General features: G+C 73.4%; 19 protein-coding genes. 11 read left to right on the forward strand and 8 right to left on the reverse strand.

Translation table 11 applies throughout. The annotated features are described in order from the left end of the window. Complete coding sequence (locus tag IE316_RS07785; RefSeq protein WP_229910261.1) at positions 1-984, reverse strand: helix-turn-helix domain-containing protein; 984 nt, start codon at positions 982-984, stop codon at positions 1-3. 241 nt (positions 985-1,225) lie between these two features. On the opposite strand from IE316_RS07785, the gene IE316_RS07790 reads away from it, so the two are divergent. From IE316_RS07790 to IE316_RS07800, 3 genes are all read left to right on the forward strand, one after another. Beyond that, positions 1,226-1,726 carry a cupin domain-containing protein gene (locus IE316_RS07790; RefSeq protein ID WP_190203410.1) on the forward strand — a complete coding sequence of 167 codons (501 nt, stop codon included), beginning with the start codon at positions 1,226-1,228 and terminating at the stop codon, positions 1,724-1,726. 127 nt (positions 1,727-1,853) lie between these two features. Further along, entirely contained in the window at positions 1,854-3,908 is a 2,055-nt protein-coding gene (locus tag IE316_RS07795) for an ATP-binding protein (RefSeq protein ID WP_229910262.1), read from the forward strand. A 136-nt stretch (positions 3,909-4,044) separates the two neighbouring features. Continuing rightward, positions 4,045-4,779, forward strand: a complete 735-nt coding sequence (locus IE316_RS07800) for a hypothetical protein (protein ID WP_190203411.1) — start codon at positions 4,045-4,047, stop codon at positions 4,777-4,779. 58 nt (positions 4,780-4,837) lie between these two features. On the opposite strand, the gene IE316_RS07805 is transcribed toward IE316_RS07800, so the two are convergent. Then, the gene (locus IE316_RS07805) at positions 4,838-5,578 is read right to left on the reverse strand and encodes an SDR family oxidoreductase (protein ID WP_190203412.1); all 741 of its coding nucleotides are present in this window, start codon (positions 5,576-5,578) and stop codon (positions 4,838-4,840) included. A 115-nt stretch (positions 5,579-5,693) separates the two neighbouring features. On the opposite strand from IE316_RS07805, the gene IE316_RS07810 reads away from it, so the two are divergent. Then, positions 5,694-6,236: a TetR/AcrR family transcriptional regulator gene (locus IE316_RS07810; protein ID WP_190203413.1), complete on the forward strand. Its 543-nt coding sequence runs from the start codon at positions 5,694-5,696 to the stop codon at positions 6,234-6,236. Positions 6,237-6,570: 334 nt separating this feature from the next. Next, positions 6,571-7,422, forward strand: coding sequence for a methyltransferase domain-containing protein (locus IE316_RS07815; RefSeq protein WP_190203414.1), 852 nt, complete (start codon positions 6,571-6,573; stop codon positions 7,420-7,422). Positions 7,423-7,447: 25 nt separating this feature from the next. On the opposite strand, the gene IE316_RS07820 is transcribed toward IE316_RS07815, so the two are convergent. Next, complete coding sequence (locus tag IE316_RS07820) at positions 7,448-8,485, reverse strand: amidohydrolase family protein (RefSeq protein ID WP_190203415.1); 1,038 nt, start codon at positions 8,483-8,485, stop codon at positions 7,448-7,450. A 125-nt stretch (positions 8,486-8,610) separates the two neighbouring features. Next, positions 8,611-9,543, reverse strand: coding sequence for a GntR family transcriptional regulator (locus IE316_RS07825; RefSeq protein WP_229910263.1), 933 nt, complete (start codon positions 9,541-9,543; stop codon positions 8,611-8,613). Positions 9,544-9,841: 298 nt separating this feature from the next. Between IE316_RS07825 and IE316_RS07830 the strand changes: the two genes are divergently transcribed. From IE316_RS07830 to IE316_RS07850, 5 genes are all read left to right on the forward strand, one after another. Next, positions 9,842-11,107, forward strand: a complete 1,266-nt coding sequence (locus IE316_RS07830; protein WP_190203416.1) for an extracellular solute-binding protein — start codon at positions 9,842-9,844, stop codon at positions 11,105-11,107. Positions 11,108-11,170: 63 nt separating this feature from the next. Continuing rightward, positions 11,171-12,151: a carbohydrate ABC transporter permease gene (locus IE316_RS07835; RefSeq protein WP_190203417.1), complete on the forward strand. Its 981-nt coding sequence runs from the start codon at positions 11,171-11,173 to the stop codon at positions 12,149-12,151. Beyond that, positions 12,148-13,017, forward strand: coding sequence for a carbohydrate ABC transporter permease (locus IE316_RS07840; RefSeq protein WP_190203418.1), 870 nt, complete (start codon positions 12,148-12,150; stop codon positions 13,015-13,017). Before IE316_RS07835 ends, IE316_RS07840 begins: the two co-directional genes overlap by 4 nt. Before the next feature lie 65 nt (positions 13,018-13,082). Further along, positions 13,083-14,675, forward strand: a complete 1,593-nt coding sequence (locus IE316_RS07845; protein WP_190203419.1) for a beta-N-acetylhexosaminidase — start codon at positions 13,083-13,085, stop codon at positions 14,673-14,675. Positions 14,676-14,709: 34 nt separating this feature from the next. Continuing rightward, a complete protein-coding gene (locus tag IE316_RS07850) occupies positions 14,710-16,146 on the forward strand; it encodes a cellulose binding domain-containing protein (RefSeq protein WP_229910264.1) in 1,437 nt (478 codons plus the stop codon). A 67-nt stretch (positions 16,147-16,213) separates the two neighbouring features. Here IE316_RS07850 and IE316_RS07855 read toward each other — a convergent pair whose 3' ends face one another. Next, on the reverse strand, positions 16,214-16,999 hold the full coding sequence (locus tag IE316_RS07855; RefSeq protein ID WP_190203420.1) for a sulfite exporter TauE/SafE family protein: 786 nt from the start codon (positions 16,997-16,999) through the stop codon (positions 16,214-16,216). Positions 17,000-17,182: 183 nt separating this feature from the next. On the opposite strand from IE316_RS07855, the gene IE316_RS07860 reads away from it, so the two are divergent. Beyond that, on the forward strand, positions 17,183-18,088 hold the full coding sequence (locus tag IE316_RS07860; RefSeq protein ID WP_190203421.1) for an NADP-dependent oxidoreductase: 906 nt from the start codon (positions 17,183-17,185) through the stop codon (positions 18,086-18,088). 22 nt (positions 18,089-18,110) lie between these two features. Here IE316_RS07860 and IE316_RS07865 read toward each other — a convergent pair whose 3' ends face one another. From IE316_RS07865 to IE316_RS07875, 3 genes are all read right to left on the reverse strand, one after another. Next, a complete protein-coding gene (locus IE316_RS07865; RefSeq protein WP_190203422.1) occupies positions 18,111-18,851 on the reverse strand; it encodes a class I SAM-dependent DNA methyltransferase in 741 nt (246 codons plus the stop codon). 110 nt (positions 18,852-18,961) lie between these two features. Beyond that, positions 18,962-19,921 (reverse strand): anti-sigma factor RsbA family regulatory protein, encoded by a 960-nt coding sequence (locus tag IE316_RS07870; protein WP_190203423.1) that lies wholly within the window; start codon positions 19,919-19,921, stop codon positions 18,962-18,964. Further along, positions 19,918-20,727 (reverse strand): MEDS domain-containing protein, encoded by an 810-nt coding sequence (locus IE316_RS07875; RefSeq protein ID WP_229910265.1) that lies wholly within the window; start codon positions 20,725-20,727, stop codon positions 19,918-19,920. Before IE316_RS07875 ends, IE316_RS07870 begins: the two co-directional genes overlap by 4 nt. Positions 20,728-20,759: the final 32 nt, after the last annotated feature.

The following is a 20,759-nucleotide window of genomic DNA, read 5'->3' on the forward strand; positions in this document are numbered from 1 at the left end:
TCAGGCCGCTCGGCGGGCGTACCGCGCCGGCGTCACCTGGTACTGCTTCTTGAAGGCCCGGATGAAGTGGCTGCTGTCGGTGAAGTGCCAGCGCGCGGCGGCCTCGGAGACGGTGAGGCGGGTTCCGGGAACGCTGAGCGCCTCGGCCGCCTCCGCCAGGCGCCGGCGGCGTATGTAGGCGCTGAACGACTCGTCGAGTCCCGCGAAGGCCCGCTGCAGCGTGCGTACGGAGACGTGCAGGTGCGCGGCGATGGCGGCCGGGGACAGGTCCGCGTCGGTGAGGCGGGTGTCCGCCAGGTCCTTGGCCGCCTGGGCGAGCGCCGGGGTGAAGGTGGGCTCGCGGTCGTCGAAGTGGTCGAGGACCAGCCCCTTGGCCAGTTCGATCAGGGCGGTGCGGGACGCCCGCGCGGCGGCCGGGCCGAGATCGCCCACGGTCCGCTGGACCATGGTGGTGTGGGCCATCAGGACCTGCGCGGCGGGCGAGGTGGCCGGACCGGAGCGGGGCCTGCCGGAGACCAGGGAGCGCAGGGCGTCGCCGGGGAAGATGAAGATGCGGCTGGCGCTGTCGGCCGTGGTGTGGAAGTGGTTCTCCCGTACGACGTGGTGCATGAAGTAGGTGCCGGCCGGGATGCGGGCGTCCCCGCCCTGGTCGTGCGGGTCCTGCAGGGCCAACGCGCCCCGCAGTCCGACGTACAGCCTGATGTGGTCGTGCTCGTGCGTGCCGACGGCCCGGGTCCTCAGGGGCGAGGAGCCCCAGAGTTCGTTGACGGCGGTGTCGTGCAGGGTCACCGAGCGCATGGTCCCCTGGAAGCCCTCGACCGTGGCGGCGTCGAACTCCGGCAGGGGGTAGCTGTCCCCCATGCGGTCGTTCCAGGTGTCGATGAACGACTCCCACGTCTCCCGGCCGGAGCCGGTGGCTTCGGCGTCGACGGCGAACGTGCCCACCTTCCCGCCCGGGCCGAGGAAACGCGGTCTGTCGCTCATCCGTCCTCCTCGTCGATGATGATGTCGCCGGTGTCCCATCCGGTGTCGTCAACGTACACGCCTTCCATGAACGGACGTTCTTACTCTGGCTGCACCGACCGTTGATGATCACCGTCCGCGGGTGTGGCCGGCCGAGCCGCCGCCCCGCGCTGCGGCGCCACCGCGGATGTCGTGCCCCGTGCGCGGTCGTCATCGCCCGGCGCCCGACCCCCCTGACCGAACTCCCGAGGAGACGAACCCGATGATTCCCGACGACGACCCGACCCGGTCGCTGACCGTGGCCCACCCGGACGACCCCGGCACGACCTACGTGTCCCTGGTGGGCAACACGTACGCCATGCTGGTCACCGGCGAGCAGACCGACGGCCGGTACTGCCTGATAGACATGCGCGTGCCGGATGGTGGCGGCCCGCCGCCGCACCGGCACGACTTCGAGGAGATGTTCACCATCCTCGAAGGCGAGATCGAGTTCACCTTCCGCGGCGAGAAGCACACGGTGACGGCCGGGTCCACGATCAACGTCCCGGCCAACGCGCCGCACCACTTCCGCAATGTCTCGGGTGCGCCGGCCCGCATGCTGTGCATGTGCACCCCGGCCGGGCAGGACGAGTACTTCCTGCGCATCGGTGACGTGGTCGCGGGCAAGGACGCGCCGCCGCCGCGGTTGTCGGAGGACGAACTGGCGGAGCGCCGCCGCCGCGCGGCCGAGCTGGCCTCGACCTACCGCAGCGAGTTCCTCTGACCCGGCCCAGGCGCCCTGGGTGCTCGGCCGGGCCCGGGTCCGTTCCGGTCCGCTGAGTCGTCCGTCCCGGAAAGCTCCGGTACGTCCGGTGCGCCTACTGCGACCGCTATGCGATGAGGAGCGCGGAGTGACAGCCGTCGGACTGGCGGACCGGCTGGCCGCGGCGCGAGCCGGTGCGCTGGTCGGCCGGGAGCCGGAGCGGGAGGTGCTCGACCGGATGCTGTCGGGCGCGGCGGACGCCCCGCTCGTGGCCTACCTGCACGGCCCCGGCGGCATCGGCAAGTCGTCGCTGCTGCGCCACGCCGCGCGGCGGGCCCAGCTCGGCGGGCGCCGCGTGGTGCACGTGGACGGCCGGTTCCTGGGCGCCGATCCGCGCCAACTGGCGGAGGCCGCCGCACCGGCGTGCGCCGAACCCGGCGCGGTGCTGCTCATCGACAGCTTCGAGCAGTGCCGGTCCCTTGAGGCGTGGCTGCGCGAGACCCTGCTGCTGCGGCTCGCCGACCGGGCGGTGGTGATCCTGGCCGGCCGGAACGCCCCCGACGCCGAGTGGTCGCTGGACCCCGGCTGGGCGCGCCTGTTCACCGCGCTGGCCGTGCGGCCGCTGGACGCCGCCCGGTCCCAGGCGCTGCTCGCCGCCCGGGGGGTTCCCGCCGGACGGCGCGACGCCGTGGCCGCCTTCGCCGGCGGCAACCCGCTCGCCCTGTCGCTGTCCGCCTCCGTGCCCGCCCCGGCACCGGGCACGCCGTGGGAGCCGACCGGCGACGTGCTGGCGACCCTGGTCGAACGGCTGGTGGGCGACCTGCCCGGCGCCGTCCACCGGCGCGCCCTCGAAGTCGCCGTCCAGGCGCACGTCACCCGCGAACCCCTGCTGCGCGCGGTGCTGGGCGACGAGGGCACCGACGCGGTGTTCTCCTGGTTGCGTCAGTTGCCCTGCGTCGAGGTCACGCCCGAAGGGCTGCACCCGCACGACGCCGTGCGGGCGGCCTTCGCGGCCGATCTGCGCTGGCGGGACCCCGAGCGCTACGACGACGTACGGGTCCGTGTCTCACTGGCGGGCCTGCGGTCCGTACGCGCCGCGACCGAGGACGACGCGCCGCTGCGGGCCGCGGAGTGGATGTTCCTCTTCCGCGACCAGGGCGACCCGGACCATCCCTACACCTACCGGGCGTACCCGGATATCGAGGACACCCCGCTGCGGCCCGAGGACGTGCCCGGCGTGGTGCGCCTGGCCGAGGACGCGGAGGGCCCGGCCTCGGCGGCCGCGGTCGCGTACTGGGTGCGCCGGCAACCGGCGGCCTTCCGCGTCCACCGCTACAAGGGCTCCGCCGCGCCCGTGTCGTTCACGGCCCTGCTGCGGCTGGACACCCCGCTGGCCGAGGACCGCGCCGCGGACCCGGTGGTCGCGGCGGTCTGGGACCTGATGGCGGCGGTCGCTCCGCTCGCGCCGGGCGAGCATCTCGGCATCCGCCGCTTGGCGGTGCAGCGCGGCCACCAGGGGCCCCTGAGGGAACTCATCACCCGGCGCGCCATCGGCGAGGAGATGCGGGCCCACGGACGCGCGGCCACCTTCACCGTGATCGAGGACGCCGACCGGTGGGGACGCCACCTCGCCGAGGCCGGGATGCCGGAACTCGCCGCCGTGGCGGCCGGCGGGCGGCTCCACCACGTCTTCGGCCGGGACTGGCGGCGGCAGACGGTGGAGCAGTGGGTGCGGCACCGGGCCCGCGCCGCGCACCCGCCCGTGGCGACCTGGCCCGCGACCGCCGCCCCGAGCGGCCCGGCGGGCCCGGTGCCGCGCGCGGAGTTCGCGGAGGGCGTGCTGGAGGCGCTGCGCACCTGGCACTCGCCGCGCGCCTTCGCCACCAGTGTCCTGCTGCGCTCCCCTCTCGTGCCGCGCGGCTGCGCCGACCCGGCCGCGGAGCTGCGCGGTGCCGTCCTCGCCGCCCTGGACGCGATCCAGACCGACCCGGCGGGCGTCAGGGCTCACGAGGCCCTCACCGCCACGTACATCACCGCGTCCCGCACCCACAAGAGCGCCGCCCGGCGCCTCGGGGTGCCCTACGGCACCTACCGTCGCCATCTCGCCCTGGCCAAGGAACGGCTCATCGCACAACTGCTGCGGCAACCGGCCATGACCTCCTCACCGCGGCAGGAGTGCCCTGAGGGAAGCCTGTCACCCTGATACGTCGTTCAGTCGGCCTCGGCGCGTCGTCGCGCCCGGCCCGTACCGGGGCGGGGGGACCGGATGCGGTCCCGGGAGGGGGCGCGCGGGGGCCGATGTCTGGTCCGGGACTCGGCCGGCCCCCTACGCTGGGCCGGTGATTCGACGGAGTCTCACCGAACTCGGCCGCGCGCGCGTGGTGTTCGTGACGGTCGTTGTGTGCTCGGCGGCAGCGGGCCTGGGGGTACTGCTCTGGCCGGACTCCGGCGGCGGGGGCCAACCGTCCCCCGGCGCCACGGCGCCGGTCAGGAAACTGCCGGTCGTGGTCGACTCGGCGGTGCCGGGGCTCATCGACGCCGACACCGACCGCTCGGAGATGGGCCTGCCGTCGATGCCCGGCGACGACCCGCTCACCGAGCGGGCACTGACCGAGATCCAGGAGAGAACGCTCGTCATGGCCGGGATCCGCGCCGACGTCAGTGCCGCGTGCGAGGGCGGCCGGGTCCTGCCGAAGGCCGGGCACAAAACGCTGTGCACGGTCACCTACCGGGGCGTGGAACTGACGTGGGACGTGTGGGTCTCCGACGTCGCCGGGTCGGGGGCCGGGCAGTTGTACTGGTACGACATCTACCCTCCCGACTCGGGCCTGCTGCTGGCCGACGCGGTCTACGGCCGGTTCTGGAACGAGCACCACAAGACCGCCGAGGAGCTGCGCTGCGACCGGATCCCCGCTGTCAAGACGGTCGAACTCGGTGCCGACACCGGCTACGCGTGCCAGTACCTGGACACGGCGGATGCTGACACGCCCCGCTGGGTGACCGAAGAGGTCCTCGCGGACACGACCGGTCCCGTCTTCCGCGAGCCCGAACAGCGGGACACCTCCGGCTCCTGAGGGCGCCGCGCCCTCGGGAGCGAGCCGCGCCCCGGCCGGCCGAGGGTCACGGCACACGTCACGCCTGGGCGGTGGGACGTACGTTGATCTCGCCGATCTCGACATCGCCGGGCTGCTCGACGGCGAAGGCCACCGCGCGGGCGACCGCCGCCGGAGGGATGCCCACCGCGTCCATGTTCTGACGCGTCCGCTCGCGGAGCCGCGGGTCGGTCATGGAGTCGGCGAGGTCGGTGCGGACGTATCCCGGCGAGATGGCTGTCGTGCGCACCACCCCGTCGGTGGACTCGGTGCGCAGCCCCTCGTGCAAGGTGCGCACCGCGTTCTTGGTCGCCGCGTAGACGGCCATCGAGGGGGACACGGTGAGACCGGCCACGGAGACGATGTTCACCAGGTGGCCCGCGCCCTGCTCCCGGAAGACGGGCAGCGCCGCGGCGATGCCGTGCAGCGCGCCACGGAGGTTGACATCGATCATGGCCGACCAGCTCTCGGTGTCGAGGTCGGCCAGCGGGCTGATCGGGGCGATGCCGGCGTTGTTGACCAGCACGTCGAGACGGCCGTACCGGTCGACGGTGGTGGAGACCAGGCGCCGCAGGTCCTCGGCCCGGGTGACGTCGACGACGCACGTGGTGGCACGGCCGCCCTGCCGCTGGATGTCCTGGGCGACGGCGTCGATGCGTTCGCCCCGTCGGGCGGCGAGGACGACCGCGGCGCCGCGTTCGGCGAGGAGGCGGGCCGTGGCCTCGCCGATGCCGCCACTCGCTCCGGTGATGGCGACGGTCTTGCCGTGCAGAGAGAGCACTGCTGCCTCCAAGTAAAGTGGACACGTGTCCGGTGTGCGACTCACCCTACCGGACACGTGTCCATTTGTGGTGAGGGTGGCATCGGGAGAGGCCCATGAACGTCAGGAGCGGTCCATGAAGGCGCCACGCCGTCCGGACGCCGCACAGAACCGGACCCGCATCGTGGAGGCCGCCCGCGCGGCCCTCGCCGAGTCCGACCACGTCCACCTGAACGAGATCGCCAAGCGCGCCGGGGTGGGACAGGGAACCCTCTACCGGAACTTCCCCAGCCGCGAGGCGCTGCTGGCCGAGGTCTACCGGCGCGATGTGGAGGAACTGGTGGCCGCCGCCTCCGCTTTGCTGGCGGAACACGAGCCCGTGGACGCCTTGCGTCACTGGCTCGACCGGGTGATCGACTACGCCGAGGTCAAGCGTGGCGTCCTGGCCGCGCTGGAGCCCGCGGCCTGGCAGGATCTCGTCGCGGACAGCCACCACCCCATCGAGGGCGCCCTCGGCCGTCTGCTGGAGGCCGGGAAAGCGGCCGGTTCCGTCCGCGCGGACGTGGACGCCCGCGGGGTCCTCCAGCTCATCGCCTATCTCGGGCGGCTGGACCGGCAGGAGTGGGACTCGGCGGCGCGGCCTCTGATGAACGTCGTCCTCGACGGTCTCACCCGGTGACGGCCCGCCGGACGGTTCACGGCCCGCTCCGGCGCCGACGGCAGGCCACCGCACCGGCACCCGCGGTCGGTCAACGCCGCGCCGCCCACCGGGTGTTGCCCCGCCCTGCAAAAATGCACGAGCGAACGCGCCGCTGCCCGTAGACTCCTGACGTGGCATTCATCAGCATTCCGCACTACTGCTTCCTGTGACCGGAAGACGCTGAGGGCGACGCCGGACGGCGCCGCCCTCCCCGGTGTGCCTCTCGCGCGCACGACGTCCCCGCCGAGGCGGTGACGTCCTGAGTGCGCGCAGGCCCGGTCTTCTCCCCTCACCCCTCAGTCAGGAGTGCTTCGTGCCCGTGTCGCTTCCCCCTGCCCTGCACCTCTCCCTCGACCTGCTGCGCTGCCCGGCCTGCCGGACCGGCCGGCTGCGGCCCCGCGACGGCGCTCTGCGCTGTCCGGCGGGCCACACCTTCGACATAGCCCGCCACGGCTACGCCGGACTGCTCACCGGCGCCCGCGCCACCAGCGGTGACGACACGGCCATGGTGCGGGCCCGGGACCGGTTCCTGTCCACCGGCGCCTACGCGCCCGTCCGTGACGCCGCGGCCCGCCTGGCGGCCGGTGCCGTGACCGGGGAGGCCACCGTGGTGGACGCGGGGTGCGGCACCGGCTACTACCTGGCCGGTGTGCTGGACCGGCTGCCCGGCGCCCGCGGCCTGGGGCTGGACACATCGGCCCGCGCGCTGCGCTCGGCGGCCCGTGCCCACCACCGGGCCGCCGCGGTGGCCTGGGACGTCTTCCGGCCCTTCCCCCTGGCCGACGGCGTGGCCGATGTCGTGCTGGACGTGTTCGCCCCGCGCAACCCGCCCGAGTTCCACCGTGTACTGCGCCCCGGCGGCCGGTTGATCGTGGTCCGCCCCACCGGTCGGCACCTGGCCGAACTGCGCGGCACGCTGCCGTCGATGGTCACGGTCGACCCGGTCAAGGAAGAGCGCCTGCACCGGGCGCTGGACCCCTTCTTCACCGCCGCCGTCACCGAACAGGTGGAGTACCGCGCCGAACTGACCAGACACGAGGCCATGGATCTGGTGGCGATGACACCGAGCGCCCGCCACACCAGCCGTGCGGCCCTGGACGGCGAGGGTCCGCTGCCCGGCCGGGTCACCGTCTCCGTACTGGCCACCGCGTACCGGCCCCGCTGACCGGTGCGAAGGCGCGCTGCCGCTCTCAGACGGCGGTGCGGTGGCGGGCGGCGCTGGTGAGGCGTTCCCAGTTGCGGTGGCCTATGTCGGCCTTCTGCTCCTCGGTGAAGGGCGCGTTCTCCAGGAAGGCACGGGCCCGGCCGCCGCTGGTGTCGACGTAGGGGAAGCCGCCGGGGCGGAAGCCGTAGGTGAAGGGGTAGTCGGTGGAGTACAGCATCCGGTCGGTGCCCATGACCTCGGCGGTCCACCGCAGATAGCGGGGGCTGTTGGTGCCGCTGCCGGCGACCCAGAAGTTCTGCCGGAAGTAGTCGGCGAGCGGTCGGCGCAGACCGCCGGCCTCGGCGAAGAAGCCGGTGTGGTCGAGGTAGAAGAGGACGATCTCCCCCCAGTGTCCGGCGATGATCTGCAGGTCGGGGAACCGGTCGAAGGTCCCGTTGAAGATCATGCGCAGATACTGGACGCCCAAGTCGTAGTACCAGCCGATGCCCGCCCCCGCCAGCGCGGTGCCGATGGGTCCGATGCCGGAGTAGTAGGCGTCGACGACCGGTGCGGGAGGCATCTGCGGGTGGAAGTGCAGGGGGACGCCCAGGTGTTCGGCGGCGGCGTACAGCTCGTCGTTGGCGGGGTCGTCGGCGAGCCGGTTCCCGGTGCGGCCGTACAGCATGGCCCCGGGGAACCCCAGTTCCGTCACGGCGCGCTCCAGTTCGGCCGCGGCCGCGGCGGGCGACTGCACGGGGATCGCGGCGAACGCCTGGAAACGGTCGGGGCGGGAGGCGACGATCTCGGCGAGCTGGTCGTTGGCGTCCCGGGCCACGGCGATGGCCTCGACATCGGGCAGGTCCTGCACTCCCGGACTCGCCAACGACAGCACCGCCACGTCGATGCCCTGGTCGTCCATGTGCGCCAGCCGCCGCTCACCGTACTCCAGGAGATTCCGGGCGACGGGACCGTCACCGAAACCGCGGGCCGGGATCCGCGGTGATCCGTTGCGCTCGTACGCCTCGTGGACGGCGGGCACGACCACCGTCTCCTCCACCCCCACGATCCGCAGACGATCAGCCATCACGCCACTCCTCACACGCCGATACAGACGATACACAAAGCACGATACCATCGTTACTAACGACGGAAACAGTGATTTCGTAACGTCGATAACAGTGGTCGGCACCGGATCGGTCCGAGGGCCGGTCAGTGGTGTCCCTGGACGTCTCCCAGGGTCGACGCGGCGACCGGGTCGCCGTGCGGGAAGTCGCCCGGGGGGATGCCCGGATGGTGTCCGTCGGGTGCTGGGGCGGGGGCCGTGTCGGCTCCGAGCGTCAGACGGGAGACGATGCGGTAGCGGTCGCCGCGGTAGAGGGAGTGGACGTATTCGACCGGGCGCCCTCCGGTGTCGGTGGTCAGACGTTCGAAGAGGAGGGCCGGGGAGAGTTCCGGTACGTCGAGTATCTCCGCCTCGGCGCGTGTCACCACCGTGGGTTCGATGGTCTGGGTGGCCTCGCTCACGTGGATGCCGTGGTGGGCGCGCAGATGCTCGTAGAGGTCGCCGTGTTCGAGTTCGCGGGCGGTCAGGCCGGGCACGAGGTCGGCGGGGATGTGCAGGTGCTCGATGGCCATCGGCGCGGCGTCGACCAGGCGCAGCCGGGCTACGTAGACGATCCGCGCGGCGGGTGAGAGGCGCAGCCTGCGGCCCACCCGGGCGCCCGCGGGGACCGTGGTGAACTCCAGCAGCCGGCTCGCCCAGCTCCCCGACGCCTGGGGCACGCCGAGCGAGTGGTGACCCGGCACGAGTTCCTGGGTGATCTTCTCCGGGGCGACGAACATGCCCCGGCCGTGTTCGCGGACGAGGACGCCGGCGGCGACCAGTTCGTCCACGGCCGCCCGCAGCGTCGGCCGGGACACGCCGAGCCGGGCGCACAGGGTGCGCTCGGAGGGGATGGCGTCCCCGGGGCGGCGCTGTTCGACCATCTCCAGTACGGCGTCGCGGACCCGCTCGCGTTTGAGTACGCCGCCGGCCCGGTCCGCCCGCCGCCCGCCGCTGCCGGGGGGCGGTGCGGCGGGCGGTGCCCCGGGGCCCGTCCCGGGGCCGTCCGGTCGGGCCGTATCCGGTGCTCTGTCACCCATCCGTGCCGTCCCCTCCGGTGCGCGCACCGCCCGTACGCGGTTGACCAGTTGTCGCCGTCGTGGCCTCAACACTGTACGGATCAGGACCAGTTCGCGCCCGCTGGTAAAGGGAGCGGCAGGCTGCGGATTTCCTCGGTGGAGCGAACATCCTTGTGTACCAAGGGGGTTGACGGACTCATTGGTCCATGCCAGTTTCGTCCAGCATCAGCAGGTCATCTGTCCAGTTGGTCACTGGTCAGGTCCCTGGTGGGTGCTGTCCCTGCCGCGCGCCATCCAAGAGCTCCCCTTGAGGTGAACCGTGAAGTTGCGCTTGCTCGCCGGCGTGTCCGTGCTCACGCTGACCACCGCCCTCAGCGCCTGCTCCGGCGACGCCTCCGGCGGCAGCGGGGACGGCGGCGCGTCCTCACTGACCGTCTGGCTGATGCGGGACAGCGTCTCCGCCGCCTTCCAGAAGGAGTTCACCACCGCCTTCACCACGGCACACCCCGACATCGACCTCACGATCCAGACACAGGAGTGGGACGGCATCGGCCAGAAGGTCACCGCCGCTCTCGCCAGCAACGACGCACCCGATGTCATCGAGGTCGGCAACACCCAGGTCGCCCAGTACGCCCAGAGCGGCGGACTGCTCGACCTCACCGGCAAGAAGGCCGACCTCGGCGGCGGCACCTGGCTCAAGGGACTGGCCGAGCCCGGCTCCTGGGAGGGCAAGCAGTACGGCATCCCGTACTACGCCGCCAACCGCGTCGTCGTCTACCGCAAGGACCTCTTCCAGCGGGCCGGTGTCGACCCGGCCGCCCTGCGGACCCGCGCGCAGTGGCTCGCCGCCACCAAGAAGCTGAACCGGGGCGGCCATCAGGGCATCTACCTCACCGGCCAGACCTGGTACGCGCTGGCCGGGTTCATCTGGGACGAGGGCGGTGACCTGGCCGTCCGGAAGGGCGGGCGCTGGCAGGGGGCCCTGGACACCCCGCAGGCCCTGGCCGGGATGGAGTTCTACCAGGAGCTGCAAGCGCTCGGCAAGGGGCCCAAGGACGCCGACGAGGCCAACCCTCCGCAGGCCGAGGTCATGGCCGAGGAGAAGGTCGCGCAGATCATCTCCGTGCCCGGCGGGGCCGACATCGTCGCCGAGCAGAACCCCGCTCTCAAGGGCAAGCTCGGCTTCCTGCCCATCCCGGGCAAGACCGCCGACCGGCCCGGCGCGGTCTTCACCGGCGGCTCCGACCTGGTGATCCCGGCCGCCTCCCGGCACCAGGACGCCGCCTACACCTTCGTCAAGGAACTCACCGGCGACACCTGGCAGAAGAAGCTCGCCCTCGCCATGAGCTACGTACCGAACAAGACCTCCCTCGCCTCCGCCGTGGCCTCCGACCCCGGAGCCGCCGCGATGGCCGCCGGCGCCGCCCAGGGCCGGGCCACGCCCAACACCCCCGGCTGGGCCGCCGTGGAGGCGGAGAACCCGATCAAGGACTACATGACCGCCGCCCTCACCGGCGGCGACATGAAGCGGGAGGCGGCGAAGGCGTCCGAGGCGATGACCCGCGCGCTGAACAGCGCCTCCTGACGCACGGCTCCCATCCGGTCGACGACATCCGGTCGACGACCGCCCCGTACGAAAGGAGGAGCCGTGTCCGCCGTCCGAGAGCACACCGTTCCCCGCCCCGCCCGTCGCCGGCCGGGCCGCACTCCCCCGCCGCCCGCCGCCGGCCGTGCCTGCGGCGACCGCGGCGGCCCCTGGCCCTACCTGCTGGTGGCACCCGCCGTCCTCGGCATGCTGTATCTGCTGCTCTACCCGCTGGCCCGGGCCGTCCTGATCTCCTTCCAGGACTTCCGCCTGCGGGAACTCATCTCGGGGAACGCCCGATTCGTCGGCTTCGCCAACTACCGGACGCTGCTGACCGATCCTCGGTTCTGGACCGTCGTGCGCCGCACCTTCCTGTTCATGGCCGTCAACGTCGTCCTCATCATGGCGATCGCCCTGCTCGTGGCGCTGATGACCCAGCGGCTCGGCCGGGTCTGGCGTACCGCCGTGCTCAGCTCCCTGGTGCTGGCCTGGGCGATGCCGGTGGTCGCCGCCACCACCGTCTTCCAGTGGCTGTTCCACTCCGAGTTCGGCGTCGTCAACTGGGCGCTGACCTCCCTCGGGTTCGACTCCTTCGAGCGCTACCCCTGGTTCGCCCACGGCACCGCGGCCTTCGCCATCCTCGTCACCCTGGTGGTGTGGCAGTCGGTGCCCTTCGCCGCCATCACCCTGTACTCGGCGCTCACCACCGTCCCCGCCGAACTCCACGAGGCCGCCCGCATCGACGGCGCCGGCGCCGTGCGCGTCCTCAGGTCGGTGACCCTGCCGATGATCCGGCCGATCGTGACGCTGGTGTGGTGCCTGGAGGTGATCTGGACGTTCAAGGCGTTCGTGCAGATCTGGGTGATGACCAAGGGCGGCCCCGGTGACGCCACCACCATCCTGCCCGTCTACGCGGTGCAGACCGCGCTGTCGAGCCAGCGCTACGACCTCGGCTCGGCCGCCTCGATGGTCACCGTGGTCCTCATGTCGGGCGTCCTGGTCCTGTACTTCCGTCAGATGTTCCGGCAGGAGGGCGAGCTGTGAGCGCCGCGCACGCCACCGGTCCGGTCCGCCGCACCCCCGCCGCCCAACTGCGCCGTCTGCCGCTGCACGCGGGGGCCGCGCTGACCGTGCTGATCTGCCTGTTCCCCGTCTACTGGATGGCCGTCACCGCGTTCAAGCCGTCCCGTGACATCCAGTCCGCCGATCCCCGGTTCGTGCCGCACGCCTGGACGCTGGACCACTTCCGCACCGCCGTGCAGGCGGACGGCTTCGCCCAGTTCTGGCGCAACAGCCTGCTGGTCACCGCCGGGGCCGTCCTGCTGTCCCTGGTGGTCGCGCTGGGCGCGGCGTTCGCCGTGGCCCGTATGCGGTGGCGGGGACGGCGGCAGTTCGTCCTCGCCGTCTTCGTCGCCCAGATGGCACCGTGGGAGTCGCTGATCATCCCCGTGTACATCATCGCCCGCGACACCGGCATGCTCGACCGGCTCGCCACCCTCACCCTGATCTACTTCATGGTCACGCTGCCGTTCACCATCATCGTGCTGCGCGGCTTCATCGCCACCATCCCGGCGGAGCTGGAGGAGGCCGCGCAGGTCGACGGCTGCACCCGCCTCGGGGCGTTCCGGCGGGTCGCCTTCCCGCTGCTCGCCCCCGGTCTCATGGCCACCTCGCTCTTCGGGTTCATCACCGCCTGGAACGAGTTCGCCTACGCCAACTTCCTCATCATCAAGAACCAGGAGAACCGGACCCTGCCGGTGTGGCTCTCCTCGTTCCAGAACACCTTCGGCACCGACTGGGGCGCCACCATGGCCGCCTCCACCCTCTTCGCACTTCCCGCCCTGGTCGTCTTCCTGGTCCTCCAGCGCCATGTCACCTCCGGTCTCGCCGCCGGAGCCGTCAAGGGCTGAGGCCCGCCCCGCGCACCGCGCCCGACCCCGGTAGCCCGCCCCCTTCCCGGAAGGCCGCCCCGCCCGTGCCCTCACCTCACCGCGAACAGACCCTGCTGCCCCGGCCCACCCGGGTCGTCGCCCGCTCCGGCCACTTCCCCCTCGACGCCGGCACCAGCATCCGCACCACCCGCGACGCCGAGGGCGCGGCCGACCTGCTGCGCACCCTTCTCACCCCCGCCACCGGCCTGCCCCTGCCCTCCTCGCCGACCGGCGCCATCACGCTCGCCGTCGACGCGGGACTGGCCGGCCTCGGCCGGGAGGGGTACGGGCTGACCGTCTCGCGGCACTCCGTCCTGCTGCGTGCCGCCCGGCCCGCGGGTCTGCTCCGCGGCGTGCAGACCCTGCGCCAGCTCCTGCCGCCCGAGGCGCTCGCCCCGGCGGCGGCCGCCGTCCGCCGCGAGCGGTGGGAGGTGCCCTGCACCGAGATCACCGACGTGCCCCGGCACGACTGGCGCGGCCTGATGATCGACGTGGCGCGGCACTTCCACGACGCCGCCACGCTGCGCCGGCACATCGACCTGCTCGCCCTGCACAAGCTCAACGTCCTCCACCTCCACCTCACCGACGACCAGGGCTGGCGGATGCCCGTGCCCGCCTTCCCCCGCCTCACCTCGGTCGGCGCCCACCGGGCCGAGTCGATGGTCGGCCCCGACGGCTCCACCCGCTTCGACGGCCGCCCGCACGGCGGCGCGTACACCCGCGCGGAACTCGCCGGGCTCGTCGCCTACGCGGCGCGGCGCGGTGTGTCGGTGGTGCCGGAGATCGGGATGCCCGGCCATGTCCGCGCCGCCCTCGCCGCCTATCCGCACCTCGGCAACCACCCCGGGCGCGCCCTCGACGTATGGACCCGCTGGGGTGTCTGCGACACCGTCCTCGGCGTCCACGGCGAAGCCCTCGACTTCCTCCACGCCGTCCTCGGCGAGGTCATGGACGTCTTCCCCTCGCCCTACGTCCACCTCGGCGGGGACGAGTGCCCGACCACCGAGTGGGAGCACAGCCCCGCCGCCCGGGCCCGCGCCGCCGCGGAAGGGCTGCCCTCGCCCGCCGCCCTGCACGGCTGGCTCCTGGGCCGGGCGGGTTCCCATCTGCTGGAGCACGGCCGCCGTCCCGTCGGCTGGGCCGAGCACGGCACCCGGCTGCCGCCCGGGTTCACGGTGATGAGCTGGCGCGAGCCCGCCCACGCCGCCGACGCGCTGCGCCGCGGCCACGACGTCGTCCTCACCCACCACCGCACCACCTACCTCGACTACGCCCAGGACGACGCGCCCGACGGTCCGCCCGCCCAGCCCGGCCCCGTGGTGGACCTGCGCACCGTCCACGCCGGCGAGCCCGAACCGGTCGCCCCCGGCACCGGCGGCGGGCGGGTCCTCGGGACCCAGGCGCAGATCTGGACCGAGTTCGCCCCCACCGCGGCGGACCTCGACCGCCTCGCCTACCCCCGGCTGTGCGCGCTGGCCGACCGGGCCTGGAGCGGCCCCACCCCCTGGCCGGACTTCACCGCCCGGCTGAGCGCGCACACCGCCCGGCTGGACGTCCTCGGCGTCCGCCGTCACCCCGCCCCGGCCGCGCCCCGGACCGCCGCGGCGACCGGCAGCGGTACCGCGTCCTCCGCATAAGCCGACTCCCCCTCACCGAAGAGAGGACACCACTGTGACCAGCAACGGAACCCCGCCCACCGGGCGGCGCCACGGTCGTCTGCGGGCCGCCGCCGCGGCCTGCGCCGTCACCGCCCTGGGCGCCACCGCGCTCGCCGCCCTGCCCTCCACCGCCAGTGCCGCGGGCGAGCTGTCGGTGCAGTACCGCACCAGTGCCACCGGCGCCACCGCCGACCAGAGCGAGCCATGGTTCAAGGTGCGCAACACCGGCGCCGCCGCCCTGCCGCTGAGCGAGGTGAAGCTCCGCTACTACTTCAAGGCCGACTCGGCCGGTGCCGCCTACCGCTTCGGCTGCTCCTGGGCCGTCAAGGGCTGCGCCAACGTCACCGGCACCTTCGGCACCCTCGCCCACCCCACGGCCACCGCCGACCGCTACCTGGAGATCGGCTTCACCGCCGGCGCCGGCTCCCTCGCCCCCGGCGCCGACAGCGGTGACCTGCAACTGCGGTTCTACCAGTCCACCTGGCAGTCGCTGCGGCAGAGCGACGACTACTCCTTCGGCGCCGCCCAGACCGCCTACGGGGACTGGACCAAGGTCACCGCCACCCGCGCCGGCACCCTGGTGTGGGGCGAGGCCCCGGCCGGCAACACGCCCACCGACCCGCCGACCACCCCGCCGCCCGGCTCCGGCACCCTCTGGGACGACTTCGGCTACACCTCGTACAACGATCCGAGAATCTCGGCCAACGGCTGGTCGGTGCGCGCCAACTCCGGCGGCCCCGGCGTCCCCGGAGCCACCTGGGACCCGTCCAACGTCACCTTCGCCGACTCCGGCGGCAGCACCGTCATGACCTTGGAGACCTCGACCGACGGCACGGCCGCCGGCACCGAGCAGACCGAGGTGCTCACCAAGACGACCAAGTTCCGCAACGGCACCTACGCGGCCCGGGTGCGGTTCAGCGACGCCCCGGTCTCCGGCCCCGACGGCGACCACCTGGTGCAGACCTTCTTCACCATCAACGACCTCAAGGCACCGATGGCCGACGACTACGCCGAGTACGACTTCGAGTACCTTCCCAACGGCGGCTGGGGCGAGCCGTCCAGCATCCTCTACACCACCTCCTGGGAGACCTACGATCCCGACCCGTGGCAGGCGGTCAACCAGCACACCGAGGACCGCCGGAGCTACGCGGGCTGGCACGACCTGGTCCTCACCATCGACGACAGCGCCGTCAAGTACTACGTCGACGGGCAGTTGTTCGGCACCCACGACGCCGCCTACCTGCCCGAGCGCCCCATGTCGATCAACTTCAACCAGTGGCTGATCGACCTCGCCGGTCAGCCGTCGACCACCCCGCGGGCCTACCGGCAGCAGGTCGACTACGTCCTGCACGTCAAGGACCAGGTCCTGACCCCCGCTCAGGTCAGCGGTAAGGTCGCGGCCTACCGGTCGGCGGGCACCGCCTTCGAGGACACCGTCCCCACCCCCTAGTACGCCTTCCGCCCGGGAGCCCCCCCGGCTCCCGGGTGACGCCGCGGTACCCGGCGGGCGTGGCGGCTCAGTGCAGGGTCTGGGCGGCGTACAGGGCGCCGAGGGCGGTGGCGAGGGTGCCGAGCAGGAGCCGCAGGAGGCGTTCCGGCAGCCGGGGCTGGAGGCGGGCGCCGAGGTAGCCGCCGATCAGTCCGCCGGTGCCGCAGGCCAGGCCGAGCCACCAGTGGGGGGCGACGTCCCCGGAGCTGACCAGCGACAGCAGCGCGAAGGCGGCGGCGCCGACCAGCGAGGTGGCGAAGGTGGCGGCGAGCGCGGCCGGGGCGACGCGGGCGACGGGCAGACCGCGGCCGACGAGGACCGGTCCGAGGATCGAGCCGCCGCCGATGCCGTAGACGCCGCCGACCACTCCGACCGCCAGGGCGAGGCCGGTGAGCGCCCGCGGGGTCAACTCCCGGGCGTGCGGCGGGCGGTGGCGGGCCGGGGTGAGGGTGCGCAGGCACAGCCACAGGCCGAGCGGCAGCAGCAGGGCGGCGATCAGCAGCCGGAAGACGCCGGGCCCGGGGAGGGCGAGGACGCGGAGGGCGGCCCCGGCCACCACGCCGGGCAGGGTGCCGAGCACCAGGCGCCGGGCGAGGTCGCCGCGCAGCGCGCCGTCGCGGCGGTAGCGCCACAGGGCGCCGGGTCCGGCGACGACGTTGAACAGCAGGTTGGTCGGGGTGACCGCGGGGTCGGGCACCGCGAAGACGCTCATCTGGACGGGCAGCAGGAACACCGCGCCGGACACCCCGACCGGGGCGGTGACGGTCGCGATCAGCAGACCGGCGGCCAGCCCGCCCGCCAGCGTCCAGTCCACCGCCGCCCCCGTTCGCCGCTCACCCGGCCGGACCCCGGTCCCCCGCCGCCGGGCGGCCCGCCCGGCTTGCACCTGACGCCGGTGTCAGGTCCTAGCGTAGTGCGCGCCGGCACTCGCCGGACATCCATCCCCCTCACCTCACGCACGGCCGGTCGCCCTGGCCGCGTGGAAAGGCAGAGCGTCATGCGCGCAGTCCGCTATCACGAGTACGGCGGTGTGGAGACCCTCGTGGTCGAGGAGGTGCCGGACCCGCACCCCGGGCCCGGCGAGATACGTATCCGCGTCGCGGCGGCCGGGGTCAATCCGGTCGACTGGAAGGTGCGTTCCGGCGCGGTGCGCGAGGTGCTCCCCGTGGATCTCCCTGCGATCCCCGGGCGGGACGCCGTCGGTGTGGTCGACGAGGTGGGCGAGGGCGTGCGGGGCGTGCGCGTCGGTGACCGTGTCTTCGGGCTGGGCGGCGTCACCGGTGCGACGGCGGAGCTGGCCGTGCTCTCGGCCTGGGCCCCCGCGCCCGCCGCGTGGAGCGACGAGGAGGCCGCCGGTGCCGCCCTGGCGGCCGTGACCGCGATGGGCGGGCTGACGGCGCTCGGTCCCCTGCGGGGGCGCACACTGCTGGTCGAGGGCGCCGCCGGAGGCGTGGGCAGTGCCGCGGTCGAGATCGCGGCGGCCCGGGGCGCCACCGTGATCGGCACGGCCGGCGAGCGCAATCACGCCTTCCTCGCCGCGCTGGGGGCCGTCCCCACCACCTACGGCACCGGCCTCGCGGACCGCCTCGCCGCCCTGGCCCCGCACGGCGTCGACCTCGTGCTGGACACCGCCGCCTCCGGGTCCCTGGCCGATCTCGTCGCGATCGCCGGCGACCCCGCCCGCGTGGTGACGGTCGCCGACCATGCCAACGCCGGGCGCCTGGGGGTGCGGGTGGCCAACGCGGAGAACGACCCCGCGCTCCTGGCCGCGGCGGCCGAACTGGGCCGGCAGGGCCGCTACACCCCGCGCGTCGAGCGGACCTACCCGCTCGAACGGATCGCGGACGCGCACGCCTACGGCGAACGCGGACACACGCGCGGGAAGATCGTGGTCCGCCTCTGAGCGCCGGACCGCCGCGCCGGGCTCAGGCCGGCTTGCGCCAGACGGAGATGTGCTTGGCGGAGTCCTGGGTGAACGGCGTACCGTCCCAGTCCGCGACCCGGCGTTCGAGTTCCAGACCGGCGATCCGTGCCATCAGGTCGAGCTCCGCGGGCCACGCGTACCGGTGCCGGGAGCTGTCGCGGCGGTAGCGGCCGTCGTCGCCGTCGCGGGTGAAGTGGTGGGAGACGAGGACCTGCTCGACCAGGTCGAAGGTGTCGAAGCCGAGATGCCGTTCGGAGACGTCGAACGGCACCGCCACCTGGCCGGGCGGCAGCAGCCGCAACGGCGGCACGCCCAGCTCGATGACGAACCGGCCGCCGGGCCGGAGATGACGGGCCGCGTTGCGGAAGCACTCGACCTGCTCGTCCTGGGTGAGCAGGTTGCCGATGGTGTTGTAGACGAGGTAGACCAGGGTGAACTCGCCGGGGACCACGGTGGTGGCCATGTCCCCGATGGTCACCGGGAGCTGACTTTCGTCGATCTTGCGGCGCAGGACCGCCGCCATGTGCTCGGACAGTTCGATGCCCACGACCGGCACGCCGCGCCGCCGGAGCGGGACGCCCACGCGTCCGGTGCCGATGGCGAACTCCAGCGCAGGGCCGTCCCCGGCGAGTTCGGCGAGGAAGTCGAGGGTCGGTCCGAGCACGGCGGCCGAGGACATCTCGGTCTCTTCGGCGTCGTAGCGGTCGGCGGTCGCGCGGGTCCACAGTTCACTGCTGGTCACGGACGGCTACTCTGCCGAGCGGCGAGGGCCGCTGTCGACGCATTTTTTCCTGCCGCCCGGCGCGAGCGGGCGGTCCGGACGACGACGCCGCCGGTACGGGCCGGGGTGCCTCACTTCACGCTCATGTGCAGGCGCAGGACCAGGCCCTGTGCCGACGACCGGATCTCGACCAAGTCGCAGAGCTGATGCATGATCCACACGCCGCGTCCGCCGGTCGGCGCGTACGGGTCGGGGCGGCGGCGGCCCGTCAGGGGGTCGGCCAGCCGGCCGCGGTCGCTGATCTCCGCGACCAGTTCGCCGTCGGCCCGCCACAGGCGCAGCCGGCCCTGGCCCCCGCCGTGGCGTACCGAGTTGCTGGTGGCCTCGCCGATGGCGAGGAGCCAGTCCGTGCGGCGTTCCGGCGACAGGCCGGCGGCCGTCGCCCAGTGGTCGGCCTCGTCGCGCACCCGCGCCAGGTCCTCCCTGCCGAACGCGAGGACCACCGCGTCCCGTGGCTCGGGCAGCGGTACGTCGCAGTCGCGGCAGACCTCGCGGGGGTCGGTGTAGCGGGCACTGGCCCGGTAGGCCGCCGAGTCGCCGACGACCGGGTGGGTGCGGTACGCCTGGGCCAGTACCTCCTCGGGCAGCGCGGTGTCGTAGGGACACAGGATGCTCAGGCCCCGGCCCTCGAAGGCCAGGTTGATCAGGGCCTCGTGCCGTGTGGCCTCCCAGCTCTCGGCCGGGGTGCGCCCGACCCAGATGGGTTCCCCCACGATCGACACCGGCCTGGCGTCCCGCCCGGGGCGGTCGGCGAACTCCTGCAGCATCGACAGGATGCGTCCGGGATTGCGTCCCGCGTCGGTCATGTCCACCCACATCACGCGCTCGTGCTCGCCGTCGAAGAACTCCTTCAGCAGCTTCAGGCGGGCGCCGGGCACGGCCACCAGCACGTCCTGCCCCTCGTCCAGGGCGCCGCGGACGAAGCCCCCGACGCCGTCGAGGTACTCGTCCTCGGTGGCGTAGAACAGGGCGGGGTGGAAGAAGGGGGCGAGCCGGTCGGCGTGGTCGTTCATCAGCGAGTCCGTCGTCATCGGTCGAGGACCTCCACCGCGGAGCCGAACTCGGGGAACAGATCCAGCAGCCGCCGCAGAGGCGGCGGGGCGTGGCGCACCCCCAGCGGCGGGCCGGCCGGCCGGTCGGCGACCGCCGCGGCCAGGGTGGCCAGCGAAGCGGTGTCCAGGTGCCGCAGGCCCGCGAGGTCCAGTTCCACCCGGGCGGTCGGCATGCCCCGGACGGCGGCGGCCGCGGCGGCGACGGCCTCCCGCGTGTCGTACCCGGCGGAGCCGGACAGGCGCAGGCCGGGACGGTCGGTCAGCGGCGTCACCCGCAGCACCGGCCGGCCCACCGGACCGCCCCGGTTCGCCGGGTGGGCGCCGACCAGGACGTCCACGCGGTCGTCGGGCAGCAGGCGCCGGTCGTAGAAGCACCAGGCGGTCAGGGGCAGCCGCTCGAAGACCTCCTGGTGGATGCGGAGCTCGTACTCCAGGAGCCGGTCCGCCCCGGGTATGTCACGGGCGCCCCAGGACATCTCGCCGATCGCCCGCAGCCCGGCGTACCCCCGGGCCGCGGACTCCTCCACCGCGTCGTACCACAGCCCGATCATCGCGTCCGGGTCGAAGCCGGTACCGGCGAGATACGTCTGTGCCGCGGTGGAGACGGAGAGCTGGCCCCGCCGCTCGGCGGCCACCGCGTCGATGCCCGCGTCGCCGAGGGTGCGCAAGACCCGGCCGGGGTCGGTGGTGTCCGCGAAGTACTTGATCTCCTCGTCCCGCGCCAGCCCGTCCCGGACGAAGGCGCACAGGTGGGCCGCCCACTCCTGGTCGTCGGCGAAGACCACGCTCGAGTGGTGCCCCGTCCCGGGCTCCCGTT

The sequence above is a fragment of the Streptomyces fumanus genome, assembly GCF_014655295.1.
Lineage (GTDB): Bacteria > Actinomycetota > Actinomycetes > Streptomycetales > Streptomycetaceae > Streptomyces > Streptomyces fumanus.